Source organism: Mucilaginibacter gossypii, from assembly GCF_017569325.2.
Lineage (GTDB): Bacteria > Bacteroidota > Bacteroidia > Sphingobacteriales > Sphingobacteriaceae > Mucilaginibacter > Mucilaginibacter gossypii.
In genome coordinates, this window is the sequence record NZ_CP071878.2 from 5,132,151 (window position 1) to 5,159,150 (window position 27,000).

Here is a 27,000-nt window from a genome sequence, read left to right on the forward strand (position 1 = left end):
TTAGCAAATAGTTAATGAGACAATTTAACTTGATGATCTTCTAAATCGACCGTAAGCTTTATAAAATTATTTTCGGCTAATCCAATTGCGATAAACCCACACCTTTTAAAAAGGGAAAGTGCAGGCTTATTTTCACTGTAAATTTTTGTGTAGAGGCGTTTTAATTTGAGATAGGAGAAGGCGTAGTCGCTGACCAGGGATAAGGCTTTACCCGCTATTCCTTTACCCCAAAATAGTTTTTCCCCGATAAGTACATTGCATTGTGCCTCTTGGTCGGTAATATTCGTTAATTCGATGTTCCCTATATGATGGTCAGGAAAATTCAGACATATGGCAAAACATTTATCTGTCGTATTTCGGAGCACATAAGACAACCAGGCGACTTCCAAATCCATAGATATGTATTTTTCCGGCCTTTCACCGGTTAATTTCCACAATTCCGGATCAATACTCCACTTCAAATTATTTTCCGCATCGCTGATCAGCAAAGGCCTGATGTAAATTGAATAATCCATGCCATTGTTCTATAATAACTTATGACTGTTTTACTTTTAGTAAGCTTGCATTAATGGCCACTACGACCGTGCTAACGGTCATCAATACAGCTCCCACTGCAGGGCTTAATACAATACCCTGGTTATAAAGCACACCGGCGGCAAGGGGCAAGGCCACCACATTGTAACCTGTCGCCCAAGCCAGATTTTGAACCATTTTACGATAGGTCGCCTTTCCAAACAGGATCAAACTAACGATGTCTTTGGGATTACTATTTACTAAAACGATCCCTGCGGTTTCCGCCGCAATATCGCTGCCGGAACCTACCGCAATACCTATATCTGCCTGAGCCAGCGGCGGTGCATCGTTCACCCCGTCCCCGGTCATGGCTACGAACTCACCTTTTTGCTGCAATTCCTTGATTTTATCTAATTTTTGATGCGGTAAAACCTCGGCAAAAAAGCCATCCATTTTTAACTGGTTGCTTACACTTTCAGCGACTTGACTATTATCGCCGGTTAATAGCAGTGATTTGATCCCGTTGTCATGCAGAGTTTGTATAGCTTCAGCCGACTCAGGGCGTATCGTATCTGATAAAGCGATATAGCCGTATAAAACCTCATTGATTATAACGAAGACCACCGTTTCGCTGCCGTTAGCCTCAAATCCCTCTGGTAAAGCGATATGCTTTTCATTAAGATAGCCGGGGCTTACTACCTTGAGGTGTTTACCCTCCACCATTGCTTCCACGCCCTTACCTGTTATCGCCTGAAAGTCTATTGCTTTGGGAACATCCAAAGAACGTTTCTTGATCTCGGCAAGAATTCCTGTGGCAATAGGATGCTCTGAATTTTGCTCCAGCGCGGCGACAATTCGCAGCATTTCATTTTCCCATTTTTGATGGTCATTGCTTTGATGGTCGATCACAAGTACCCGGGCCACTTCAAATTTTCCCACCGTAAGGGTTCCGGTTTTATCAAAAACAATCGTGCTGATCTTTCGGGAGTTTTCAAATGCGGTCCTGTTTTTAATGAGCAAGCCATGCTTCGCAGAAAGAGAGGTCGATTTTGCTACTACAAGCGGAACGGCAAGCCCCAAAGCGTGGGGACAGCAGATAACGATGACCGTAACCATTCTTTCCATGGCAAAGGCCAGGTCTTTACCATCTGCCAGCCAAAAGGCAAAAGTGCCGATACCTGCTATAAGCGCGATAATGGTCAGCCATTTTGCTGCTTTATCGGCTAATAGCTGCGTGTTGGATTTTGCATCCTGGGCATTTTTAACCAGGGTAATTACTTTGGACAAATAAGAATCTTCGCCACTATGAGTTACTCTTACCCGTAATGAACCGTTGCCATTTACAGAACCTGCGATGACGTCCTGTCCTTTGGATTTTTGCACCGGAGTAGACTCTCCCGTTAGCATAGACTCATTGAGGTAACTTTCCCCATCCTCAATAATGCCGTCAGCAGGAATTTTTTCACCCGGTTTGATTAAGATCAGATCACCCGACTTTAAACTATCGGTTTTAACTTCGCTTGTGTTTTTACCATCAATCAAATGCGCTTCAGCAGGCATCAACTGTACCAGCAACTCTAATTCCCTCGATGCCCCGGCAACTGAACGCATTTCAATCCAGTGCCCTAAGAGCATGATTAGGATCAGCGTTGTCAGTTCCCAAAAGAAGTCCATTCCTTTCAAACCAAATACGGTTGCTGCACTATAGATATAAGCTACGCTTATCGCAAAACCGATTAAGGTCATCATACCCGGATTTTTTGCTTTCAATTCACTAAACCATCCAGACAAAAACGGCCATCCACCATAAATAAAGACGACGGTTGACAGGCCAAACAGGAGGTAATTGGAACCGACAAAATGTAGATCAAGGCGCAGCCATTGTTGAATTTGCATAGAAAGCAACATTACGGGAATAGTTAACGCCAAAACAACATAAAACCGTTTCTTAAAATCAGCGATCATCATAGCGTGATGATCATGGCCCGCCATCCCCATACCGGCTTGCGCAGCGTGTTTGCCATGCCCCATAGGGTCTTTGTTTAATGTCGCTTCTGAGGCTTGATTTTCATGTTTATGGGGTGATGATATGTTATTCATATCCCCGGGATGATCTTTGTGAATATCTTTCATTGTTGACTTATTTTGTTAATAAACTCTTTAAATACTTGATAAAATGCTCATCGTTAAAGTCTAATCCCCCTTCTTGTTTGAAAACAATTTTGCCAGATTGATCTAAAATAACCGTTGCAGGGATTGCGTCACCTATAAAATCTGCAGGAATCTGAGTCTCTGCAACGTAAACAGGAAGCATCAATTGATTGCTGCTCATAAAAGCAAGAGACTTTTTCAAATTATGATCCATATCCACTGTGATGAATATTACGTTTGTATCTTCCTTGAAATGTCTGTACAATTTATCCAAGCCGGGCATTTCTTCTCTGCAAGGCGCGCACCACGGAGCCCAGAAATTAATAAGTACGATTTTCCCCTTTAAGTCGGTCAATTTTATCCTTTTACCATTTTTGTCTTCCAGCGTAAAAGATGGTGTTTCTTTATCTACAAAAGAATCTTTAAAGCCAGGTACCGGAAGGCTGTTTGTATATGAATAGAAAGGGCTAGCCGAACCATTGAGCGCAGCTGTTATTATCAGAAATAAGCCGATAGCTACAATTTTACAGGCTTTCATTTTCGTGATGGATGTTTGATGGCTCATTGTTTATTTGTTATTTAATATTTTTATATTTTGACCGCTATTAAGTGCCTATATTTTCAAGTAAACCCAATAAGTGGAGAAGCTATACTCAGACCATGACTTATAAAAATAATAGCCACCGCAGATACTGAACAATGTATCCGTGAACCTGTCGCCGTTAAATAAAAAATGCCGACTCATGAGCCGGCATTAGATAAAATTAATAAGTTACTGTTAAACCTGCACCCAATCCCATATCGCTATCATAATGACTCGATAAGGAAAAGTATTTGGTGACAATATATCTTAATCCTGCTGCATATTCCTTATCGGTATTGATCATGAAATTCATACGAAGGCGTTTTGATAATGGAATATCCTCACGTCCCAATTGGAACCGTAATTTACCATCACCGTCAATACGTGCATCCGCGATGACCAGCATCGGTAAGGTGTAGGCCATACCGGCTACCACTGTTCTACGGTGTTCCTTGTTGCTTACCTGTCCAAATAAGTTCTTATAATCGCTGCCAAAAATATTTTTTTCATCGGGATTAAATTGTTTATAATGGTAATCGAATCCTACATAAGGGAAAAACCATTGATTCCGCCCGATATAGCGACCAACCATGGTTTCACTTTCGTAACCCATCTTAGCATTTAAACCCAGGTGCCATATGGAGTTTGCTTTCCAACGGGTATTGGCGAACATAAGCTCTCCATCGGAGCCGCTACTTTCCAATCCGATACGCGCCATTGGGTGAGGCATTTGATCGTCAGCGTTTAAACGACGCTGAGCTAACTTAGGATTGGTGATGTCGGTTTTGTCAACCAGGGTATCCTGGTAGCTAAATACACGTCCCATTCCGCTCATCATGTGATACAGGATATGGCAATGAAAGAACCAATCGCCGCCCGGCTCGGTCGCGGCAAACTCGATAGTATCACTTTCCATAGGCATGATGTCCAGCACGTTCTTTAACGGGGCGTATTCGCCCTGCCCGTTCAACACCCTAAAATCATGTCCGTGCAGGTGCATGGGATGTCGCATCATCGTATTATTATATAAAATGATACGCACGTTTTCCCCCTTCTTGATCAAAATTTTATCCGCCTCGGAGACAACCTTATTATCTATACTCCAGACATAACGGTTCATATTACCGGTCAAATTAAATTTGAGTTCTTTTACCGGACCTGAACGTAAGGTTGTTTTTTCAGGTGCCCGGAGCATCGCATAGCTAAGGGTTACAATATCTGCATTGCTATTTCCCATATCCATACCAGCCATGCTTTGAGCCCCACCTTGCGGTTGCATTTTTTTGCTGCTATCCTTGGCCGGCACAGGGGATTTGTTCATATCACTGTTCCGCATATCCTGCTTACTTTTCATCGTGTCAGCAGGATTTTCAGGTCCCGAAATCTCCGGATACATGACGGTATTCATATCCATCTCCTGGTTTTTCATATCCATCCCGTCCATCTTTACCAGGTTGCCCTTCATGTCCATCATGTCATTCATCATTTTCATGCCGGCAAAGTATTTTAGCTTCGGCATTTTTGTAGCCGCAACCTTTTCGCCACTACCCAGCCAGAGCGAAGCATGTTTGGTACGGTCCTCGGGGGTCACTAAAAATTCATAACTTTTATTATCGGGTATCGTTACCACAACATCGTAGGTTTCTGACACCGCTATAATAAGCCTGTCCACTTCAACCGGTTCTACATCATTACCATCATTCGCAACCACGGTGATCTTACCACCTGCCCAGTTTAGCCAAAAATAAGACGAGGCTCCACCATTGGCTATCCGCAGCCTTACTTTATCCCCGGCCTTAAATTGCGACAGCGTCGATTGGTTTTTACCGTTGATCAGGAAATTGTCATAAGCCACATCGCTCACATCCATAGCGGTCATCCTTTTCCATTCATTGGTCAACTTAGTTTTCAAATGACCGGTACGAATCGCTTCAGCATAACTCTGAGTCGTTCCCTTAAGGATACTAAACCAGTCCGTTTGGTTGTGAAGACTTCTTTCCACTTCTTTAGGATTCATATCAATCCAGTCGCTTAGTACCACCGGGATCGACGGAATATTCCATTCCTGCCTTTTTTTCATAATGAAGGCTCCGTACATACCGATTTGCTCCTGCAATCCGGAATGGCTATGGTACCAGTGTGTACCATGCTGCACGATTGGGAACTTATAAAGATATTTGGTATGAGGCTTGATAGGCATCTGTGTAATGTAAGGCACGCCATCCATTTTATTGGGTAAAAACAACCCATGCCAGTGAAGTGAGGTTTCTTCATTCAATTCATTATGAACCCATATTTCCGCGGTATCGCCTTCGGTAAATGTCAGTGTGGGCATGGGGATCTGACCATTCACCGCAATGGCGCGCTTTGGTTTTTTTCCAAGCATTACCGTAGTATCCCTGACGTATAAGTCGTAACGAACGGTATGCGGAGGAGAAACAGCAGCAATCGTTTTTATAGGCCCTAAATTGGCCCTGGCGCTTTTAATTTCAGCCGAAGCAGCATCGTTATCACCCATTTTCATTCCCTCCATATTATCCGTTTTCTGACCATCGTTTTTCATGGACATGCCGCTTGATTTTTCCGGATTTGGGTTAGAATTTTCTTCACCCATTTTCATTCCATCCATACTACCTGCTTTTTTTGTAGTAGGATTCGCAGGCATTTGCATACCATTGTCCTTTTTTGCAACGGTTTTGTTTTTTTCTTTGACCAGCTTCATGCCGCATTTCGGGCAATTTCCCGGCTTTGAAGCATGAATTTCCGGGTGCATCGGGCAGGTATAGGTAACCGCTTGTTTTTTTTCCATACCAGCCATATTCTGCATATCGCCTTGAGCGAATGCCAGCTGTTTTAAACAAAGCAGTACCACAATTACTAATATTTTTTTCATCTTTACATGTTCATATTTAGGACAATATAGCCGGTCAGCCTTTCCGCGACTGACTGGCTATTTTAGTCATTACTTTATTCGTTGACTTTCCTGATCCAATTTTTGATCAAAGCCGTGTCTCGCGGGTTAAGTGCAGCATCACGGTGAATAATCAGGTATGAAGGCAGGGGCATAGTTCCTTCATCTAAACTTGTGCTGATTGCCCGCAACTTGCTTCTTTTCTTTCTCGCCGAATACGTTCCGAATTCATCGAAGTTCAATTCATCCTTGCCATTACGGACATGCCTGTCCAGCATAAGCCGCATTGGCTGCAAATGCGCGTAAAAGGGATAATTGGTGTTATTGCTATGGCAATCATAACAGTCTTTCTTTAAAATCGCCTGTACGTCCTGTGGCATACTATATACCTGAGCGATATTGTTCGCCGAGGTCTGTTTACTCTGGTTGTATTGCCCGGGTATGAACTGAATGACAATAAATAAAATGACGACGACACCCAGCCCAATTAAAACTTTACGCTTCATACTTTTATTTTAATTCTTCTTTGATCGAACCACAGGTAGGCATTGACGAACCCAGGTAAGGGTTTTTTATCTCTTTTGTTTCGCTTAGCCAGATTGCACCCTTTTTATCATTAAACATCGGGCAGCGGTCCACGTATAAAGGCATGCCCGCTCCAAATAATTTCACCAGATCGTACATATCTTTGCTCAGCATGTCAAAGTGTTCGCGTTGATGCGGTAATTTGCCTCCGCTTATGCCAATATGCTCAGCCATTTCTTTCGCGTCATCAGCTATGTCTGTATACGCCTTTTTTTGGTCTGCGGTCAATACCGATTTGTCGAGTTTTACGAAACCTTCCGATAATGCTTTGCCGGCAGTAGCCGCATCGTTAGTGTTGTCAGTGGTTAAAGCATTCTTCAGTTGTAAATAATTCGCAACCATCTCTTTAACCGAAGCACTCGTTTTAGCATCGACCCCGGATTTTGAAGAATTAGGTTCGGTAGTTGTTGCAGCTGCCGCAGCTGTAGTATCATTACCCGCTTGCGCAGTCGTTTTTTTTGAATTGTTATTACAAGCGGCTATAGATAAAGTGGTAAGGCCGATGGCCAAAACAATGATTATATTTTTCATATCGTTTAAATTGAAATTAAGATACACCCGGAACAAAAAAATGCTCCGGGTATATCAATTAAATAGTGGGAAATAATTTATTTATTTAAGGTTTCAGTAACCTTACCGCAGGTCAGCATCTGGCTACCGAAATATGGATTTTTGATCGATGCATCTGCAGACAACCAATAACTTTTCTTCATCGGGCAATAGTCGTAATAAACTGCCTGATCGGTCAGTTTTACCGCCTTGGCCAATTTAAAGAAGTTGGAAGAGAAGTTGGCGAAATGCTCGCGCTGATGGGCGATATCCTTACTTTCTGAAATATGCTTGGCATCGAAGGCTAACTTGTCCTGAAAGGACATAAAGGCATTCATATCAGCTGCGGGCAATGATTTCATATCAACAGCATTCACCGCTTTAAGAAAGTCAGCAGCATGTGTCGCTGCATCGGTGCTGTTGGATTTGATCAAGTCGTTCTTAACATCGTAATACGATGACAATAAAGAACCAAGTGCAGATGGCTTTGCGCTATTTTGAGCGAAAGTTTGGGTAAAAGTAGCTGCAACTAATGCAACTAAAAGAAATATTTTTTTCATTTTGATTTTAATTAATTTTTAATAAACAATTTGGGCATGGCTAACCATGTCAACAAGCAACTAAAATTAAAAAAAAATCAAATTTGAAAACTACGGATGATAAGCCGGATGCCCCGCGTCGGAGGCCGCTTTTGAGGTATCAGGTAATTGAAAGGCACATCCAAATCATATGCGGGTAGAAAACGGAAACCGTAGTATGATCCTGCAGAGATAAATGGAATTTGAATAGAAACCTTCTCAGTTTGCGGAATAAGCTTGGCCAGAGTCGCAAAATTATTGGACATTTCCTGACAGCAAGGATTTGCTTTTGACTCAAGTTGCGGACCATCGCTTTTGGGCCCTGGAGGAGCCATCATTGTCATGTGATCATGATGGGCGCCGTGCAAACTCTCTTCATGCAACATGCTTTTTCCCGTACCTTCCATATTCATATGGAGCGCACAACTGAACCCGGCAAGCGTGTTCAGTAAAAAAACAGTTAAAAGAAATAGTGCCTTACTTTTCATTTTCCGAACAAATCTACATAACTATTTTTATAAATGTTTACATAATTTGGTAAATAAATTACATAATTACCTCTGGTCACGCTTATTGCGATTAACAAACGCATTTCGCTATCTTTTTCATGCTATGATGATCCTCCCCTAATTTGCAGATTGCATCACAATATTGACGCAGATCAGAAAAACAGATATAGCTCATTTGCATATTCCCTTTCCGAATAGAGGGCCGCGAAAGCTGCATAATAACATCCTTTTCCCGCTGATCGGGGACAACTAAATATAATACTTCACCGCCGTCCTGTACACTACAGTTCAAATCTGTCAATCGTAATATCCCCGAATAAATACTTGTGCTCTTTTCAACTTCAAAAGCGGCGATCACCTTGGCCGTGCCTTTAGCGAACCACAGCACATCAATGAGTTTGACTGTGTTCAATACTTCTTTTTCAAGATTCAATCTCGGAAATTCTTCCAGGGAAATAAAAGTAAATTTATTTCCGTTCCATGATTTGGAGCGGTCATTAGAGGCGGCTATTACATCATACCCTAACGAATGCCCGATCTTGAGCAGGTGATATTGCATTTCGTTATGTAAATGTTCGTCCTCTGTCTCTGCCCTTTTGTCTTTGTGCCGCTTTTCAATTAATTTTTCCAGCCTGGTTCGTTCAGTTTCTGATAAATATTCATCCTTACCTAACAGCAGTTTTTGCGTTCCAATCTCAAACAACAAGCCGGCAAAAGCACCGGTGTCCATGGAAAGCTCATTACAATATTTACGGTTCATATCCATGATGACTTCCCGGATCTTCAGGTACTCGCTCCAACTTCCCAGTTTTTTTTTGTCTTTGAACAAATAATTAAATCCATTGATGATCGCCGTGTTGAACGGAGGAATAAGTGTTGGATGCAAAAAGTATAGGATACTGGCTACTGCCGGGCCGAGCCCTTTGATCTTTAAAGCATCCAGCTTTTCGATTTCCTGGATAAGTTGAATTTCATTCTTTGCATTGATACAATTTTCCAAAAACTGACCGAAAGCTACTTTATTAGCCTCGTTTTCGTAAATATCCGGTATTCGCAGCTTCGGTTTCCAATAAAAAGGATGCGAAGCACCTTCAAAAACTTGCTTCTGCTCCGTGATGCAACTCAACACAAATTCCAGGGAAGTGCCTTTAAAGTCATTGCCGAAACGTTTTCTCTTAATATCATCAATGACCTGCAAAACACCTCTGCGGATGGACCGGAATGCTTTAAGCCGATCTTCATTATTGATAAACCAGGTATTATAAACAGATTCCTGATCGTTCTTATACTGCGTAATAATAGATTGTAAATGTTCGCTCATGTTTAGAATTGATGCACTAAGATAGCAGAACTCTCTATTAAATGTCAAATGACATTATTCTTCTCAAAATATTGATCATCTTAATTGAATAAAACAAATGGGAATAGTGTTTACTTTAAGTAATAAGCGGTTTTTTGTATTGAACTAACACTTGATCATTACCCAGGGAAACTTGATCTTTTTAAACAAACGGTTGAATAATTTCCTGGGATTTGCTAAGATTTTATGATTAAATTCTAAGAGATCATTTATTGAATGATAATGGTAATGATGGGCCATTTCAGCATGTCCTAAGCCTGAAAAATATTTCTTTGATCTATTTGCAGCATCTGCTAGCTCGTCTGGCTTATAAAAAGGCGTATCTACTATGTGTATTTCACCACGCACTGTCAAACACTTAAATGCTTCATTTATAACCTCCGAAAAGCAGTTGAAATATTGTATCGAAGCTGCAAATACAATAATATCAAATTTCAGTCCTTCTAAATGCTCGGACGGAAAACGATCATATATGAATTTTAGATTTTTTTTACTAAAAACGTTTATCGCCTGATTGATTTCGACCCGATTAACATCTAAACCGGTTACTTCTGATTGTCCAATTTCTGATAACTTCGCAGAAAGCCAGCCATTACCGCAACCTACTTCCAGAATTTTTATGGGTTTTCTTTTCCTTTTAAGATAGGAGATCAATAAACTGCAGGATTGCTTTCTGATTTTCCACTCTTTATAGTGGACATGATCGCGAGCAATATGAGGTAACAACAAAACTTCTATATCAGAATAGATCCGTTTCTCTATTTGCCGCAAAGCGATGTAATTCTGCTCGAAACCTAAATTAGTATTCATGATAAGGTGATATCATCTATACATCCGGTTTGACTAATACTAAACAAATTGTAAAACCATTCACTTAAGGCAGGTTTGATAATCTGTTAAGTTGATTAGCAGTACGTAAAAATTATAGATTGGGTTGCTGTCGAACTAATGATAACTGTTGAAGTTAACGGCAACATTTTTTTATAAATAGGAATTTAAAAAGCCAAATAAGGCCGCTTTTAATCTTTTTCATTTCTATGGAATATATATTGAGACGTGTATTAAAGCTGTTTATTGTGCTTTTACAAGTTACAATAATTAATGTTTTAATTAATGAGATACCTGTTATAACTGCCGGGCATCGTTTCGTTTCGGAAGGATGGCCTCGGTAGATTATGAAACAATTTGTCAAGCCAATAGTTGTAACCAATTTTTACCTATGAATCAAGGAATTGAAGCCCCGCAAATCGTTGAATGGTTTCTTATATAAATTGTATCCAATACTAATATCTCCGCTGCCAAAAACGTATTTTTATGGAAAACCTATTATAGAGGTATTCGTTTTAATTTAATGGAGATGATATAAACTATTATTCAAAACACCATGGAAAATCATTTTTTTATTAAAGCGCCTTTATGTTTTAATACCTACTCCAAAACCCTCGAAATTAACCATGAAGGGGGAATATTTACGATTTCTTTGAATGGAAAAACCATAGGCGCTGTTACCAGTAATGAAGATAAAAGCTGGGACCTGGCAGGTGGAGAATTTGATCAGGAAACCGCAAATCTGATCGGGGAAGGCATTGAGAAATATTATGATGAACATTTCAGTTAATATTAGATTTTCAAATGCTTATTTCTATCTCGTCTCATGATTTAAAATTAGCTGTGAACGTGTTATGTCCCTTAAAAAATATATCTATTAAAAGTTCCATATTTCTCCTTTACCTTTCCTGTTGGTATACTTAAAACGATCAGTGCTACACCCGTGATGTTAGCATTCCAAAGTGGAAAAGGAGGTATGTACTTCATAAAATCCATGACTGTGATAAGCCATAATGCAAAAATAATATTTAACAACCTTAAAGCCCTACCAACTTCTGCCATAGAAATTATGGAAAAAGTGACCACTAACGCACCAAGCGTGGTAAAATAATTAGCGACTTTACCAGTTATATCAAAATTGCCCGGATAAAACATCCACCACAATCCAACTACTGTGCATAATAACAAACTCCAGGGCAAGTTTATTCCCCAGCCCATCGCCGGAAGCGTTTTGGAGATAGAATCTGTAAAAAGCGGGGTCCGGACATCTTTACTGCCGCCTTTGATGGTATCACCCATCCAGAAAGTACGCCAAAAAGGCTTTCCCCCTTTTACACGCTTACTCAAAAACTGAATCATAGCCACGACTTCATCCAAAGTAAGTGGTATCATTATGACCATAGCGATAGCAGTAACCAGGCAGATGGTACACCAGTGTCCAACCGAAACGGGCTGTAAAGTAATCAGCACGATGCTGACAACACCCAATGGAATAACCAGTATACCAAAGAAACTAACCATCCAGGGCATCGTTCGCCATCGGTTCGACATCCCCATATAACCCATGAGGGCTTCTATGGTGTAGGATAGGTTACCCAGCCCGGCATCAGAAATCGGAAAAGATTTGGAAACGGAGGAGGTTAAAACCTTTTCTGTTCCCATGCTAAAAAACGGGTCCCAGGCCTGATGAATATAACCTAATTGATAGGCCGTCAAATAGCGGGAACAAAAAAATCCGATCCAGCCCAATACAATGATGGGCGTGCGCTGCAGCCAGGTGGAAGGATTGTACGACCAGCCAGGAGGCGTATCTGGCCCGGATGGCATCGTCATCATCATTTGCATCATACCTGGCATTTCCGGAATAAGTACGGATAGGCCAATGGCGAAGATACCAGCTATGCTATCAGTTATATAAGCTGATGCGTCGGGTGACCAAAAAACCAACGGCGCGAACAGGAGCCATAAACCAACCATTGTAGAAGCCCATGGTGCCCAAAGCCGGAAAGGGTTAGCCGAAAGCAGACTAAAGACAATCAAAAGCACCCCGCTAATCAAATCGCTATAGGTCATTGCGGCGCTTTTATAACCAAAGGTAAAAGGCGCTGCCATAAGAAAAAACCCGAGCAGGACATTTGTAGCATGTGTCCAATATAAGTTATTGTAGTGTTCAACGATCATTTTTGTTTGATCTGCCAGCTGCTTATGGGAAAATGTTTCACCTTGCGGCGACATGGAAGAATGATCGTGCTGCTTCATATGATTAGTAATTGGTCAAAACTTATTGGATTTACTCTTTTAATTTATTTACCTTATAAAATTTCTCAGGGTCCGCTTTTAGATTTTTAACCATTTGTGGTAAAGTATTACGTAGTCCATTTTTTGGCCGCCAGCCTATCATTTTTTTTGCTTTAGTACTGTCCAGCTCGAAATGATCATCCGCCAAATCAATCATCCAGGGTTTAATAAATGCTTTGCCAAAAAGATTTAACATAAATGCGCCGGCTTTGGCAAACCACTTCGGTATATGAATGATTTCTGAATTTTTGCCATTAATTGCTTTACTGATAATATCCTGCAATTCCTGATAAGATAAGGTTTCGTCATCTCCGATATTCAGGATGACTTCTGGCGGCAACTCTTTCCTTTTGTTGATGACTTTAACAATGGAATCAACCAGATCATCAAGGTGAACATACGTACTGCCATGAGTTACATCGCCAGGGTAGAGCCGTGCACTGATCTGCTTTTCGTAAATGCGCTGTATCTGGTTAGTAATGGGTATTGAATTGCCCTGTTCATTATATACGCCGGCTATACGCATTGTCACGACCGGTATCTTGCCCCTTTTCTCATTCAGAACTTTTTCTGTTGCCACCTTTGATTTTGGATAGTCCCACTTGGGTTCAAGCGGCCATTCCTCGTCCATTTTTACACCAGGAGATGATGGTTTATATACAAGCATACTACTCGAAAATATAAACTGGTCTACCTTAAACTTCTGAAGGTTGTTTAACAACCTTTCCGTTCCCTTGACTGTCACTTTATCATACAAGTCAGAAGGCTTACCTAAAAAGTCGTAATACGCTGCCAGGTGTACTACAGACGCAATCCTGTTTCCGTAAGCATAGCGAATCCGGTCAAAAGCGAATTCAACGCTTTGGTCACTGGTAAGGTCAACACAGATACATTCAGCTTCGGCAGGTGGAAAAGGATAGCCGGCATTGTCTAATCCAGCAATAAGAAATTTTGAAGCCAGCTTTTCAATAAGCGCGGTACCTATCAACCCACTGGCACCTGAAACAACGATCAGTTCCTTTTGTATTCCGCCGGATTTGATTGCGGTTTCGCTTTTTTCCTTTTCCATTGTACTTCTGTTTTAAGTTTGAATAGGTTGTTCTTCAATTATGCTATCAGGTCGGGACAGAATTTGTTGACAGGTTTGCGCACATTGATAACAAGCTTTACTGCACTCACTGCAATATGCTATACCCATGCCGTCAAGCCTTTCAAGTTCTTCCCCGCAGGAGTTACAGATGAATGCACACACCTGGCATAAGTGTAAGGTAATGATGTCTTCCAGCGTCAGTTCTTCCGCCATTGCCTTGCAAACTGACGCACAATCCAAAGCCATGTGTATTCCCGTTCCCGTAACCCGGGAGGGGTCCTGCCCCAGATTTTGAGCAACATAGCATGCACAAAGCAGAGTACACCTTTCAAGCTTCTGAATAAATTCCTGTTGATATGGATTTGACATCGTTTCCTTTAAAAAATATGCTTTGCATCCCGGCAAAAGCTTATCCAGTTCATTTCGTTATCTCTGAAATATTTGCTGGTTAGCAGTACTCACGTAAGAATAAAATTGCTCACCTATTAAGCTAAAGGCGTGCTTCACAGCACACCTTTAGTTTAAAATTAAACGGCTGTAGCCATTTGTTCACAAGCTTCAGCGCATCTGCGGCAGGCTTCGGCGCATTCTTTACAATGCTCCATACCCATATGCGCATGTTTTTCGCATTCTTCGGCACAGGCTTTGCATGCATCGGCACAGATGCGGCACAGATGCGCGCTATATTCACTGCCTAAACTCATCAACTCGGCAGCTGACCGGCAAATGGCAGCACATTCCAGATCGAGTTGTATGCACTTAGATAGCATTTTGACATCTTCTTCTTTTAAACATTCGGTAGCGCAATGGCTACAGGAAACCGCACACGCTACACAAGCATCAATGCAATCTTTGAATTTTTGATGTGACATAATTTTTCGTTTATATAGTTAGTAGTTAGATTTATATGAATGATGGAGCTATTTGTTCCCATTTGCCAGCAACCAATCCTGGAACTGACTGATTTCTTTAGTTTGGCTGTCTATAATACTCTGAGCCATCGTCTTCATAGCACTTTCCGAGCCTTTCAAAAGTTCTAATCGTGCATTTTCTGTTGCCGTTTGATGATGCCCGATCATAAGGATGGCGAAATCGTGATCGATCCTTCCGTTAATGATCTGTAGATCGGCTTGTTTCATGCCTTTTTGCATATCCATCATTTGTTGCATGTCGAAATCCGGGTCGTTGCCGTGTGCCGGGTGTGATTTTAAAAACGATGTTAATTGCGCTATCTCTGCCTGCTGAGCTGTAATGATGGATTGAGCCATTTGTTTCATGGTCGCATCGGTTCCGCTTTGCAGTTCGAGGTTGGCCATATCTATCGCACCCTGGTGGTGAATGCGCATCATCAGCGCGAAATCATTATCCGGGTCTTTGGTCATTTTTAAGGTATCCATTTTCGCCATTGTAGCGTGCATGATGCCCATCATTTGATTTTGGTCATGCCCCTGTAGCTGCAATTGGTTACTATCTTTTTTACATGCGCTAAAAACGGCGACAAAGGCGGTTAAGATGGAAAGTTTAAATAGAATTTTCATGGTAGTGTATTTAAAATGAATTGCTGAATTTTATCCTTTATGATTGGTCTTCCACTGCTGAAACCCTTTGATATCCTGGCCTTGCTGTGGGATGGATTTTTGTGCCATCGAACGTAGCTTGTCTGTTTTGCTATAGGCTATTATACTTTTTGCCATTTGAATGCCGTCCGTATGATGTTTAATCATCATGTCTGCAAATTCATGGTCCACTGAGGACATCGACATATGGCCCGGTTTCATCATAGACATCATATTATCCTGCATCGCTTTTGCCGGTCCGGCACTTTTGTTCATAGGGTCATAGTTTTTGGGAGTGCTTTGCAACGAAGCGATTAACTGGTCCAAATCTGAAACTTCCTTCGTTTGGTCATCGATGATTTTTTGGGCCATTGCTTTCAACTTGGCATCTTTGCCGTCTTGGAGTTCGACCTTAGCCATATTAATAGCTCCCTGATGATGGATCTTTAACATAGACGCAAAGTCGAGGTCTACTATGCCTTTCATCGGCTGTGCCTCCATATCTTTCATCATCTTATTCATTACCTCCATCAGCTCCTCCCCATGAAAGCTTGTTTTGATTTCAGGTGCCGAAAAAATAATAACCGGTTTTGTTGCAAATGGACTGTTACCTGCAAACGCACCCTTAGTACTGTTAAAGCTAATGGCATTAGCTGCCAAAAGCGGGATCATTAAAATTGTTGTTTTCATAGCTTAGTTTTTATTTGTTTTATGTTAGATGTTAAATACTATAAGATGATGGTCAGGCCTCCGCCAAAACCATATTGGTTGTCGTAACTTGCCGAAACAGCGAAGTTTTTGGTAAGGATATAACGCGTATCGACCTGGAACTCATTATCTGTATTATAGGATGACCCCATGTACAGTCTCTTGGTCAACGGTATATCCTCCCGGCTGATCGTGAAGCGAAACTGCCCTTTGCTACTGATACGCGCATCTGTTTGTAAGAAAAGCGGAAGAAGGTAGCGCACACCGGCAACTGCGCTGTTATCCCCGTTACGACGAAACAGCCTACCTTTTTCTGTCTGCTCGAAGTTGCCGCCTACATAAGCAGCCAAATACTGGTTATTATCCAGATACCGCTGGAAACGCGGGTCAATTTCGTACCGTCCATCGTAGCTGAACCTGTAATTAGCGTTGAATTCATAACGGGTGTTCGATATGAAAATAGACCCTACACTTGTTTGCGAATGAAAAGAGGCCATACCCCAGGTATACCAGCGGCGGTCGTCTTTTAACAAGGGGTTATTTTTCTGATAGGGGGCAACCTCGTGGTTGCTTGGGTTATCTTCATAACGGACCACCCTGGCCATGCCGGACATCATATGGTATAAGGTATGACAGTGAAAAAACCAATCATGCGCTTCATCCGCTAAAAATTCAATGGTTTTTACCTGCATAGGCTCAATACTGACGGTATGCTTTAGCGGCGCAGAATCGCCCTTGGCGTTTAAAACCCGGAAAAAGTGCCCATGCAGGTGCATAGGATGCTCCATCATCGTGGTATTATGTAGAACAAACCTTACGATCTCACCTTTTCTGATCAATAATTTGTCTGCTTCCGATAAAGCCTTATTGTTGATCAACCACGTGTAACGGATCATACTTCCGGTCAGATATAAATGGTACGTTCTTACCGTATGAGAGCCTTCTATTACAGTTGAACTATTTGCCTGAAGCATATCGTAGGTCAGTATCTTCCCTTCACCACCTAATCCCAGCAACATGGAACCGCCCGGCCCCATCTTCGTGCCTTTGCCGTCATCAGTCATATTCATGCTTCCCATGCCCCCCATACCCATTTCGCCCATATCCATCTTACCCATGTCTTTCTGCTGGTCACCCATATCGGGTTTCATTCCTTTCACGGGCATTTTTTTTGTTTTATTGCCAGCCATGTTTTTCATGCTTGAGTCGCCCTTCATGTCAATTCCATTCATCTTCATTTCACTTTTATCAGGCGTAGGCTTATCTGCTTTTTTATCCATTTTCATATCACCCATATCCATGCCGTCCATTTTCATTTCGCCGGTACTCTTGCTGAACTGCAGGCCGTCATTTTTTACTTTTGAGCTGGGCACTGAATTCATAGGCATATTCATCTGGCTCATCATCCGGTTGAAGGTGTGGGTTAGTTTATAATAGGGTACGGGAGGAATGTCTTTAACTTTAACTTCAGCACCAGACCCTAACCAAGCCGATACTTTCCCTGATACGTCCTGATAGGTCGCGCGGAATTCGTATTTGCCTTTTAAGGGTATTTTGACAAGTACATCATAGGTTTCTGCTGTTCCGATCAGTATCTTGTCAACCGTCACAGGTTTTACTTCCAGGCCATCCGCCGCGACAACCGTCATTTGACTTCCCGCATAGTTCAACCAAAAATAACTGGATGAGGAACCATTAATGATCCGTAGTCTAACCGTCTCACCCGGTTTAAATTTGGACAGTTGCTGATCCGTGTAGCCATTAACCAGGAACCGGTCGTATTTGACATCCGCCAGATCCATTGCCGGCATACGCATCCAGTCCAGTTTTAGTTTGTCGCCCAGGTAACCTTTTGAGATCGCTCCGCCATAACTGAGAACGCTTCCTTTCTGAATGGAGAACCAGTCGGTTCCCCGCTTTAACATCCTTTGCACTTCTTTCGGTTTATAATCCGTCCAGTCGGAAAAAAGCATCACCTGTTCGGGGTAATCTTTGCTTTTTATTTGAGGATGTATTACAATGGAGCCATAAAGGCCGGACTGTTCGTCCAAATCTGTATGGGAGTGATACCAGAATGTTCCGGTTTGCCGGAGAGGTATAATAAAGGTATGGGTGGAATCCGGCATGATTGGCACAGTGGTGAGATAAGGAACGCCGTCGTACTGATTGGGTACTAAAACACCATGCCAGTGAATAGACGTTTCCGTTTTCATCCGGTTGTGAACACGGATATATGCTGTGTCTCCTTCCGTAAACGAAAGCGTAGGGCCTGGTATATGGCCGTTTATCGCCATCGCTTTTACCGGTTTTCCGGTATAATTTGCAATGGTATCCGTTATAAAGAGGTCATAGTTTACCCGTTTTCCGGCATGAATATAATGATCATTCAGGGTAGAGGAGGTACTGCCTATGGTGTCCTTTCCCTGTTTAGTCATCCCTTTCATATGCATACCCGGCATCCCTTCGCTCATTTTCATTTGATCTTTCATATCCATATGCTTCATACCGGTATCTTGCATGTTCATTCCAGGCATTGCAGTCTTTTCCTTCATATTCATTCCGGGCATCGTATTTTGTCCCGACATATCCATTCCGGGCATACTTTTCTTACTCATTTTCATTCCAGGCATTGCATTACTTCTTTTTTTAACGCCAGAAGCCTTAGCTGAACTGCCATCCATTTTCATCCCTGGCATTCCTGAGGTGTTTTTTGAGGGCATATGATGAGCAGCCGGAGTCGACTTGTTAGGTTTCTTCGTAACTTTCTTGGAGGCAGGCATCGGCATTTTCATGTGCATGGTGGTATCGGTCATGCGCATTTTTTTCTGCTGACAACTGGCTGAATGACTAAATCCAAGCAGACAGATGATTAATAGGTTAATGGTGATTTTCATGATGGTATTAAATTTTATCCAGTGGTTTCCTGTCATTTTTATCAATTGATTTATACTGACTGGGAGTCAAACCGGTAATGCTTTTAAATTGATTAGACAAATGTGCATTGCTGCTATAACCCATCATATGAGCTATTTCATTCATATTCAGCTCACCATATTGCAGTAGTTCCTTCACCTTCGCTATCTTTTGCTGTATAATAAACTTTTCAATGGTTACATCCTCGTGATCGGAGAATACACGGCTCAGATAAGAATAATCCATTTGCAGGGTTTCGGCAAGTATACTGCTGAGGGTTTGATAAACGCCGGTCAGGTCTGAATGGTGGACCAGCTTGATAACGGTGTTTTTAATTTTTTCTACCAGTTGGTCACGTTCCTTATCGATGATTTCAAAGCCCAGTATTTTTAATGAGGAGGCGATCTGTTGCATCTGTTCCTCATTTGGTTCGGGGTGAAATTGAACCTCGCCAAGGCTGATGTCAGAGACCAGAAAATTGTGATTATCTATTTGTTGTTTGACGACCATAATACAACGGTCGCAAACCATATTTTTTATATGAAGGATCATGTTCGAGTTTCAAGCGGTTAACGATTAAACATTAAAATACCATCCGCGGGGTGCGGCAGCTTGAACTCAAATGAGGATAGAACGATTTAAAATATATATAAATGGCTTTGAGGCATCAGGTGGTGCTTTAGCTATAGGCCATTTGAATTGCTCAGTAGTAGCTCGCACAACGCAATCCTGAAAATATATAATCTGATGAAGTTGAACTTTAAATACCTCTAACTGCAATTCCGTTGATCCATTAACATTTTCCTTGACCATCGACAAGTTTTGCTGGTTGCAGCAAGTGCAATGCTGACTTTTTATTTGAGAAGGGGAATCTCCCGAAGGCTCGTCACAGCAATGATCATCGTCACAAGAATCTGTTTTGGACAATGCGGAACCATGGTTAATATAACCGGGGCCGGCATCGGTACAGCAATGAAAAAAGCAGGCTGATACCCCTGATGTTAACATCAGGTATAAGGCCGCCAAAATCAATGCACTAAACTTTTTCATTATTATTACTACACAAAAAAGTTACAATTGTTCTTGACTAAATATTTTTCTTTAAAATTAAAATCCTGCTGGCATCGCAGCAGGATTTCTGTCTACACCTTTGCTAATCAATTCTTTGTGCAAAATAGCCTTTTGCCGTCACACTTTCGATGATCTGTTCGGCAGTTAAACCCTCTGCCTGTACGGTAAGTACCTTATCGCGATTAGCGGTATCTACCTCCCACTTATCTATACCCTTTAAATTGTCCAATGATGGGGTTACAGATGCTATGCAGCCACCGCAGTTAATATTGGTTTTGAATTTGAACGTTTCCATGTTATTTGATTTATATTAAATGTTAATTTTTGATAATTTCAGCCGGAGGCTATTGCTCACCACCGATACGGAGCTTAGTGCCATAGCCGCCCCGGCGATCATCGGATTCAATAAAAATCCGTTGATAGGATACAACAGTCCGGCCGCAATAGGTATGCCGATCAGGTTATAAACAAATGCCCAAAACAAATTTTGTCTTATCGTACGAACCGTTAACCGTGAAAGCTTTATCGCTTTAGCGATTTGCGTAAGGTCGGGGGATATCAACGTGATCTTCGCAACATCCATTGCGATATCTGAACCCTGCCCCATCGCGATGGAAAGGTTAGCCTGGGCCAGTGCCTGGCTGTCATTGATACCATCGCCAACCATAGCTACGACCTTTCCCTTGGCTTGCAATTGTTTAACAAAGTCTGCCTTATCTGAAGGTAATGCTTCTGCTATGACCTGATCGATCCCTGCTACAGCTGCAATGTTATTCGCCGCTTGCCGGTTGTCGCCCGTAACCATGTAAACTTCGATGCCTTGTTTTTTCAAATCTTCTACCGCCTGCGCGGAATTGCTTTTTAACTTGTCCTGTATACCGATGATACCTAAGACCGATGTATGGTCTGCAAAATAGATAACGGTCTTCGAGGCATTCTGCCACAAATCCTGCTGCTTTTTCAGATCATCCGGTATTTGGATGTTAATGCTGTTAACCAGCTTGGGGCTCCCGGCCAAATAAGGCTTTCCATCCTGCAAGCCTTCTACTCCGCGTCCGGTAAGGCTTTTAAAATAAGCTAAGGGAACAGGTTTTACGTCCATCTCTTTGAGGTATTCAACTACAGCCGCTCCCAAAGGGTGTTCTGATTCTTGCTCTAAGGACAGCAAAATTCCTGCAAGAAATGACCTGTTCTCTTCCGCCGGTTTTGTCCAGACCAGATCTGTTACTTTTGGTTTGCCCTCTGTTAATGTTCCGGTTTTATCGAGAACAACAGCGTTCACACGGTAGCCAAGTTCCAGGGCTTCAGCATCTTTAACAAGGATGCCGTTTTCAGCTCCTTTACCGATCCCGACCATAACAGCGGTAGGTGTTGCCAGCCCTAAAGCGCAGGGGCAGGCGATCACCATCACCGTTACCATAGCTAACAGGCCCTGGGTGAGGGCGTGCTGCCCGCCGAACAAAAGCCATGCTCCGAAACTCAGCAGCGCAATTAACATGACAACCGGTACAAACACGCCGGCAATTTTATCGACAAGTTTTTGAACCGGGGCTTTTGAACCTTGCGCCTCCTGAACCAATTGAATGATCTGGGCCAACATCGTTGCGCTTCCCACTTTTTCGGCCGTAAAGCGAAAACTGCCTTTTTGGTTTATTGTTCCGGCAAATACCTTATCACCTGCTTTTTTTTCAACCGGGACAGGCTCACCGCTGATCATACTTTCATCAACAAAAGAGCTCCCTTCAAATAAGATGCCGTCAACGGGGATCTTTTCACCTGGGCGAACCAGCAAACGGTTACCTACCTGAACTTCTGCAATCGGCGTTTCTATTTCTCCCTTGTCAGTGATGAATAAAACAGTTTTTGGTTGCAACCCGATCAATTTTTTGATAGCAGAAGAGGTATTAGACTTTGCCCGCTCTTCCAGAAGCTTGCCCAGCATAATAAAGACGATCACTACGGCAGCAGCTTCAAAATAAACGTGCGGCATCAGTCCCTGCCGATACCAGAATTCGGGATATACGGTATTAAAAAAGCTAAATGCAAAAGCGATTCCCGTGCTCATCGCGACAAGCGTATCCATATTTGCTCTGCCGTGACGGGCCTGTTTCCAGGCATTGATAAAAAAACTCCGGCCTGCAACGAATAATACGGGTGCAGTCAGGATCAGCATGATGTAATTTCCATACGGAAAATTCATGAAAAACATCCCGATCAATACAACCGGAACCGTTAATGTCCCGGCCCAAATGATATTCTTCTTTAATTTATTCAATTGACTTTGCTGGGCTTCTGCTTGTTTTTCCCGCCCGTTCACCGTATCAATGATTAAATCATACCCAACAGATTGTACAGCTTGTTGCAAGCTAAAGGGTTGTACTAAAGCCGGATGAAAGGCTACTTTTACCGACTGTGTAGCATAATTAACTTCCGCCTTTTCTACACCTTCCTGTGCATTGATCATTGATTCTACACTCGCTGCACATCCGGCGCAGGTCATGCCGGTCACAGGAAAAGTAAGTGTTTGGGTTGCTGCTGTCATTCTTGAATTAAATATATGGTTACAAAATTACGCCTCATTCTTTTATGACTATTACATAATTCGGGGAAAGAATTACATAATTTGTTAGGTACAACTCAATACTTATGTCATACCGCAATAAAGTGATGATCGGTGGAGTCTCGCCATGATCGGTACTGTTAATGCAAATGCGTATGGAATGCCGCCCATAAAACAGCAATAATACCCGCCAGGCTTAGCAAGAACACAAGCGTATAGATAATCTCTTTAAATATTCTGCCGGCTGTCCAGGGCTTTTTCTTTTTAGGAGCCGACTTTTTAATTCTTTGCTTTTCTGGAATTGGCATAGACAATAATTAAACTGGTAGTAATCTAAATGTCGGGCATTAGCTTTTAAGCCAAAAGCTGATGCCCGACGATGTTCTTGTCTGTTACTCACGAATGATACGCCATTAGAAATGTTCCAGTCTGTTTATGGCAGGCCTGCCGCTACGATGATAATAGCCTGATAATTCACCCATCTCCGCACGTAAATGCTTCCTGATCTTTTTGGCAAACGACCGCAGTTCCTTATCATTCCCATACTTCGATAATACCCTAATCATTTTTAAGCCTTGCTGATCGAGGTCGATCAGCAGCAGCACAAATTCCTCGTCGGTTGTTGGCCTGCTTGCGAAAGTCAGTTTTTTATGCTGGGGAAATGAAGCTATTTGGCGGCCTATGCAGCCGTCTTTATGTAAGGGATCGTAATTTTCCGGCAGATTCCCCTTGACCAGGAATTTATTTAATTCTAAAGTTTCATGGATTCGGACAGCAATCATTTTCCTGACATTCCGGACCAACCGGTCATTTTTTCCCTTTTGCATCTCCAGCATCTCCAACTCCACAGCACCAAGATTGATTACGATAATGGACATGACGATATCCCGGTCAGTATTGCCCGTCATGAGCAGCTGACCGAGTTGGATATTCATCTTATCAATAATACTGTTGAAACTTACCGTGGTATCGGGATTAACGAAACCCGCCGAAACGTAGCTATTCCTGCCATGACCATGAACGGTCACAGCATAAAATAGAAACAACGCAAAAAGTCCAGGTGTTTTGTGCATCATGGGGATTGATCTTTAGTTGGCTACATTCTGCCTGATTACCGGGCAAGCCCATTATTTCATGGTAGAATCCATTTTCATGAGGCTATCTGGTTTGCCGGGTTTAGCATGCTCCTTACCCATATCATCCTCTTTCATCAAATATCTGCCCATAGGCCCTACGCCGGCGATGTGCGTTAACCGTGCGCCGTGATGACCGGTAATTGATAAACAGATAGCAGCAAGAGTAGCCGATACCAAAACAACGGTATTATATGACCTGGAATAAAATTTTGCAAAAACGCCTATTGCCTTTAAAAGCAACGTGATGCCTGATAACCATAGTGTATACCTTGCATACTTCTCATGCGCTGCAAATATTGCCATAGCGGCCTTAGGCGTATTATCCGCCGGGTCAGCATGGAACAAAGTGCTGGCCGCTAATGCGGAAAGAAAAGCTGCGGCCATGATCGCCAATGTAGCCCACCTGATTTGATGCCATTGAGGTTTGGCTACAATTATGATCTGGAAGGCAAATGCCATTAAAATCAATACAATTGGAAAATGTATAATTAACGGGTGTAAAGAGGGAAATCCTGAAAACATAGTCTTAATATTAAAGATTTGATATTTTGACCGGTACAAAGCGATACCGAATTCCATAATAAACAAGCGAGGCATCGCTAAATGCAATGGTGCTTACCGATGACCTTTTTCCTGGCATTCAACAAACATTAACTGAGACCTGATGGACAGTAAAATGGCCAAAAACAGTCACGCGTCAATTATTCTTCGAATGATGAAAAGGAGAAAAAATATTGGAATTGATCAAATCTGGAAACGCTGGATAGCTATGCGCATCGTCCAGGATGGTGGCCATTGGGAAACCTTTTTACTATTCTTAATTGCTGGCAAAAAACTGGTAAACCTGACGATAAGTGGATTACAGGGAAAAAATATATTTTGAGGTGACTCAAATGAAACTTTGTTACCTTGAGGTGTTTCTTTGGCCAGCGAATTAAACCGGGCCGTACTGTTCTGACAGCATGCCTCATCCTCGTTTTGCAAAACAGGATGATTATTTTTTTCGGTTAAAAAGTGGTCAGCGTGATTACTATTATGCAGGGCATGAATTACAACTTCATGATCATTATGATGAGGCAGATCCTGAAAACTCTGGCGTAAAGTACAACCAAGCCCAACAAGAGAGTTGAGCAAAAAGATAAATAACAGAAATACCGCTTTTTTTCTCATTAAATATCTAAGTTAACATATTTTTTGTTTATGTTGTTTTTGGTCACATACAAAATTATATGTTAGCGGGTGCGTAACTGTAAGGTATAAAAATATAAGCAGCTTTTGAATTTACAACCATTTAGCCTCGCAGTTACGATATAAAAATTATTCTGAATCAGGATGAATTCATTTTTAATATGGTTAATACCTCATTCTTGTCATTATATTTTTTCATTTGTGCAATCCTTTTCCTACGCATCAATGATTTTCATGCACCTACTTGTGCGCAAATTTTACCCTCTTGTATTATATCGTATTGTTCAACGCTATCAGGGTAAAGGAATTGTTCTTAAAAACCACGCTGCTGGCCAGAAAAGAGGGGCTTTTATAGTTTTCAAAGCTTTGGTTTGTTAACAGGACATAGCTGACCCGGTATGCAGCAAATAATTTTTCAGCGGAAAGCGGCTGCGACGTAGACAGAAAGGAAAGCATATCATGCCGGTCACTTTCCCGCTTTTCATAGCTAATATAAGGATTGGAAAAGTATATCTCCACTGAAACCATTTTAATGCCGGTTGCCATTACCGGGAAAAGAGACTGATCATGGCCGCAAAGCATCACTTTATCGAGCGGTATATTCTTGCTGATGTAATTGTACACTTCTATTTCATCCGTCCGTTTTTCCTTAGCCAGCGCTTGCTGCCTCGGTTCAAGAAAATCTTTGCGCTTGCTGTAAATGGAATAATAACCCAGGGCAAAAAGTAAAATGAATAATACCATCAAATTACTATAAAGGATCAACGGGTTTTTAACTGTGAATTTCCGTACAAGGAGGTCACTTAACCATTGAATGACCGGGCCGGATAAGGCGATAAAACCAAAACCAAAGAAAACGGACTGCAGCGCTTTAAAGTAGAAAAAGTAATGGAAAGCCGGGATGGTATCAGGAAGCGTGATATGCAGCATGCGGTTCGCTGTAGGAAGAGCCGCCTCATACACATACATTATTAACGTAATCAACAATAAATTAAAAACTATCCGGCGAATAACAGGCTGCTGATACTTCCTATAAAACCATACAAACCCTATGACAGCAACAACCATAGAAAATGTAATATTTAGTTTCAGCAGTTCCAGGGTATTGTGCCTCGCGAAAATACCTGGTGCGCACTGTAAAATAACACGGTTGATAAAATGTAGGTGGTATTTGAATAGGACGAAATATAGAAAAGGGAAGCTCAGGATAAAAAACGGAATAATGGTTAACGCGCCCTGTAGGAAATAGGTGCCGACAGTACTAAATTGCTTGTTTTTTAAAGCCAATACCACTTTTTGGCCCTGCAAAGAAATCAGCAGCAAAATAATGATGATCGTCGGCGCGGAATGCCCCAAAAAGCTGATACCTAAGAAAGCGCCCAATACTAAGAACCAGTACATTTTCTGCGTCGAAAACGCCTTGTAGCAAAAGAAAATATTCAGATAAAATAAAAACTGTACGTATGAATCAGCGAGCGGCCAGGGTGAATAAGTGGCACCGCCCCAGCCGGGCAGATTACCGGAAGCCAAAAATAAAAAGGACAATAATCCCGCGAGAGCAACTTTATAATCAAACAGCCGGATCATCATGAAAAAAAAGAAAACTGGGCCAAGGAGGTTGAGAAAGGCCCCGGCCCTTGCAACCACAATATTTACCGGCAGGCCGGTGACATAAACAATGGCAGTTTCAGATAGGTACAACAGGGGGTTATACCACATATACTCACCGGCTATATTGGGGTCGGAACCAAAGTGTCCATCCAGCGTACTCCTGATATAGCCAATATCCCGGTCGAAATCCGGCTCAAAGGCCCAATGCAGGTCATGAACTGTCCTGTAACATTGTAAAAAAGCCAGGATCAGCAGGATCACACCCGCTGATATATATTTAACGTTTTCCTTTAATTGCATGG

Annotated in this window: 27 protein-coding genes; 1 reads left to right on the forward strand and 26 read right to left on the reverse strand. The window is 42.0% G+C overall.

Going from position 1 to position 27,000, the window contains the following annotated elements; all coding sequences use genetic code 11:
• Positions 1–11 precede the first annotated feature (11 nt).
• From J3L18_RS21480 to J3L18_RS21525, 10 genes are all read right to left on the reverse strand, one after another.
• A complete protein-coding gene (locus J3L18_RS21480; protein ID WP_112571225.1) occupies positions 12–515 on the reverse strand; it encodes a GNAT family N-acetyltransferase in 504 nt (167 codons plus the stop codon).
• 19 nt (positions 516–534) lie between these two features.
• Complete coding sequence (locus tag J3L18_RS21485; RefSeq protein ID WP_223266070.1) at positions 535–2,646, reverse strand: copper-translocating P-type ATPase; 2,112 nt, start codon at positions 2,644–2,646, stop codon at positions 535–537.
• A gap of 7 nt (positions 2,647–2,653) precedes the next feature.
• Positions 2,654–3,229 (reverse strand): TlpA family protein disulfide reductase, encoded by a 576-nt coding sequence (locus tag J3L18_RS21490; protein WP_112571223.1) that lies wholly within the window; start codon positions 3,227–3,229, stop codon positions 2,654–2,656.
• Between the two features lie 199 nt (positions 3,230–3,428).
• A complete protein-coding gene (locus J3L18_RS21495) occupies positions 3,429–6,140 on the reverse strand; it encodes a multicopper oxidase domain-containing protein (protein WP_112571221.1) in 2,712 nt (903 codons plus the stop codon).
• Positions 6,141–6,214: 74 nt separating this feature from the next.
• Positions 6,215–6,664 carry a heme-binding domain-containing protein gene (locus J3L18_RS21500; protein WP_112571219.1) on the reverse strand — a complete coding sequence of 150 codons (450 nt, stop codon included), beginning with the start codon at positions 6,662–6,664 and terminating at the stop codon, positions 6,215–6,217.
• 4 nt (positions 6,665–6,668) lie between these two features.
• Entirely contained in the window at positions 6,669–7,274 is a 606-nt protein-coding gene (locus tag J3L18_RS21505; RefSeq protein WP_112571217.1) for a DUF3347 domain-containing protein, read from the reverse strand.
• A 77-nt stretch (positions 7,275–7,351) separates the two neighbouring features.
• On the reverse strand, positions 7,352–7,852 hold the full coding sequence (locus J3L18_RS21510; protein ID WP_112571215.1) for a DUF3347 domain-containing protein: 501 nt from the start codon (positions 7,850–7,852) through the stop codon (positions 7,352–7,354).
• Between the two features lie 77 nt (positions 7,853–7,929).
• On the reverse strand, positions 7,930–8,358 hold the full coding sequence (locus J3L18_RS21515; RefSeq protein WP_112571213.1) for a hypothetical protein: 429 nt from the start codon (positions 8,356–8,358) through the stop codon (positions 7,930–7,932).
• A 91-nt stretch (positions 8,359–8,449) separates the two neighbouring features.
• Positions 8,450–9,700 carry a type II restriction enzyme NmeDI-related protein gene (locus J3L18_RS21520; RefSeq protein WP_112571211.1) on the reverse strand — a complete coding sequence of 417 codons (1,251 nt, stop codon included), beginning with the start codon at positions 9,698–9,700 and terminating at the stop codon, positions 8,450–8,452.
• A 144-nt stretch (positions 9,701–9,844) separates the two neighbouring features.
• On the reverse strand, positions 9,845–10,549 hold the full coding sequence (locus J3L18_RS21525) for a class I SAM-dependent methyltransferase (protein WP_112571209.1): 705 nt from the start codon (positions 10,547–10,549) through the stop codon (positions 9,845–9,847).
• A 574-nt stretch (positions 10,550–11,123) separates the two neighbouring features.
• Here J3L18_RS21525 and J3L18_RS21530 point away from each other — a divergent pair.
• Positions 11,124–11,357 carry a hypothetical protein gene (locus J3L18_RS21530; protein ID WP_112571207.1) on the forward strand — a complete coding sequence of 78 codons (234 nt, stop codon included), beginning with the start codon at positions 11,124–11,126 and terminating at the stop codon, positions 11,355–11,357.
• A 71-nt stretch (positions 11,358–11,428) separates the two neighbouring features.
• Here J3L18_RS21530 and J3L18_RS21535 read toward each other — a convergent pair whose 3' ends face one another.
• The 16 genes from J3L18_RS21535 to J3L18_RS21605 form a co-directional block, all read right to left on the reverse strand.
• Complete coding sequence (locus J3L18_RS21535) at positions 11,429–12,826, reverse strand: vitamin K epoxide reductase family protein (protein WP_112571205.1); 1,398 nt, start codon at positions 12,824–12,826, stop codon at positions 11,429–11,431.
• 31 nt (positions 12,827–12,857) lie between these two features.
• A complete protein-coding gene (locus tag J3L18_RS21540) occupies positions 12,858–13,934 on the reverse strand; it encodes an NAD-dependent epimerase/dehydratase family protein (RefSeq protein ID WP_112571202.1) in 1,077 nt (358 codons plus the stop codon).
• A 12-nt stretch (positions 13,935–13,946) separates the two neighbouring features.
• Positions 13,947–14,324: a four-helix bundle copper-binding protein gene (locus tag J3L18_RS31150; protein WP_112571171.1), complete on the reverse strand. Its 378-nt coding sequence runs from the start codon at positions 14,322–14,324 to the stop codon at positions 13,947–13,949.
• Between the two features lie 158 nt (positions 14,325–14,482).
• Positions 14,483–14,827, reverse strand: a complete 345-nt coding sequence (locus J3L18_RS21545) for a four-helix bundle copper-binding protein (protein WP_112571169.1) — start codon at positions 14,825–14,827, stop codon at positions 14,483–14,485.
• 48 nt (positions 14,828–14,875) lie between these two features.
• A complete protein-coding gene (locus J3L18_RS21550) occupies positions 14,876–15,493 on the reverse strand; it encodes a DUF305 domain-containing protein (RefSeq protein WP_112571167.1) in 618 nt (205 codons plus the stop codon).
• A gap of 30 nt (positions 15,494–15,523) precedes the next feature.
• On the reverse strand, positions 15,524–16,201 hold the full coding sequence (locus J3L18_RS21555) for a DUF305 domain-containing protein (RefSeq protein WP_112571165.1): 678 nt from the start codon (positions 16,199–16,201) through the stop codon (positions 15,524–15,526).
• Between the two features lie 38 nt (positions 16,202–16,239).
• The gene (locus J3L18_RS21560) at positions 16,240–19,149 is read right to left on the reverse strand and encodes a multicopper oxidase domain-containing protein (RefSeq protein WP_112571163.1); all 2,910 of its coding nucleotides are present in this window, start codon (positions 19,147–19,149) and stop codon (positions 16,240–16,242) included.
• Entirely contained in the window at positions 19,121–19,684 is a 564-nt protein-coding gene (locus J3L18_RS21565; RefSeq protein ID WP_112571161.1) for a helix-turn-helix domain-containing protein, read from the reverse strand. Before J3L18_RS21565 ends, J3L18_RS21560 begins: the two co-directional genes overlap by 29 nt.
• 66 nt (positions 19,685–19,750) lie before the next feature.
• A complete protein-coding gene (locus tag J3L18_RS21570; protein WP_112571159.1) occupies positions 19,751–20,182 on the reverse strand; it encodes an HYC_CC_PP family protein in 432 nt (143 codons plus the stop codon).
• Between the two features lie 103 nt (positions 20,183–20,285).
• Positions 20,286–20,498, reverse strand: coding sequence for a heavy-metal-associated domain-containing protein (locus tag J3L18_RS21575; protein ID WP_112571157.1), 213 nt, complete (start codon positions 20,496–20,498; stop codon positions 20,286–20,288).
• A gap of 15 nt (positions 20,499–20,513) precedes the next feature.
• Positions 20,514–22,745, reverse strand: coding sequence for a heavy metal translocating P-type ATPase (locus tag J3L18_RS21580; protein ID WP_112571155.1), 2,232 nt, complete (start codon positions 22,743–22,745; stop codon positions 20,514–20,516).
• A gap of 158 nt (positions 22,746–22,903) precedes the next feature.
• On the reverse strand, positions 22,904–23,071 hold the full coding sequence (locus tag J3L18_RS21585; protein ID WP_167516251.1) for a hypothetical protein: 168 nt from the start codon (positions 23,069–23,071) through the stop codon (positions 22,904–22,906).
• A gap of 105 nt (positions 23,072–23,176) precedes the next feature.
• Positions 23,177–23,839, reverse strand: coding sequence for a DUF305 domain-containing protein (locus J3L18_RS21590; protein ID WP_112571153.1), 663 nt, complete (start codon positions 23,837–23,839; stop codon positions 23,177–23,179).
• 51 nt (positions 23,840–23,890) lie between these two features.
• Positions 23,891–24,496: a DUF2231 domain-containing protein gene (locus J3L18_RS21595; RefSeq protein WP_311084088.1), complete on the reverse strand. Its 606-nt coding sequence runs from the start codon at positions 24,494–24,496 to the stop codon at positions 23,891–23,893.
• A gap of 147 nt (positions 24,497–24,643) precedes the next feature.
• Entirely contained in the window at positions 24,644–25,069 is a 426-nt protein-coding gene (locus tag J3L18_RS21600; RefSeq protein ID WP_129567793.1) for a hypothetical protein, read from the reverse strand.
• A 288-nt stretch (positions 25,070–25,357) separates the two neighbouring features.
• Positions 25,358–26,998 (reverse strand): glycosyltransferase family protein, encoded by a 1,641-nt coding sequence (locus J3L18_RS21605; RefSeq protein WP_112571147.1) that lies wholly within the window; start codon positions 26,996–26,998, stop codon positions 25,358–25,360.
• Positions 26,999–27,000 lie beyond the last annotated feature (2 nt).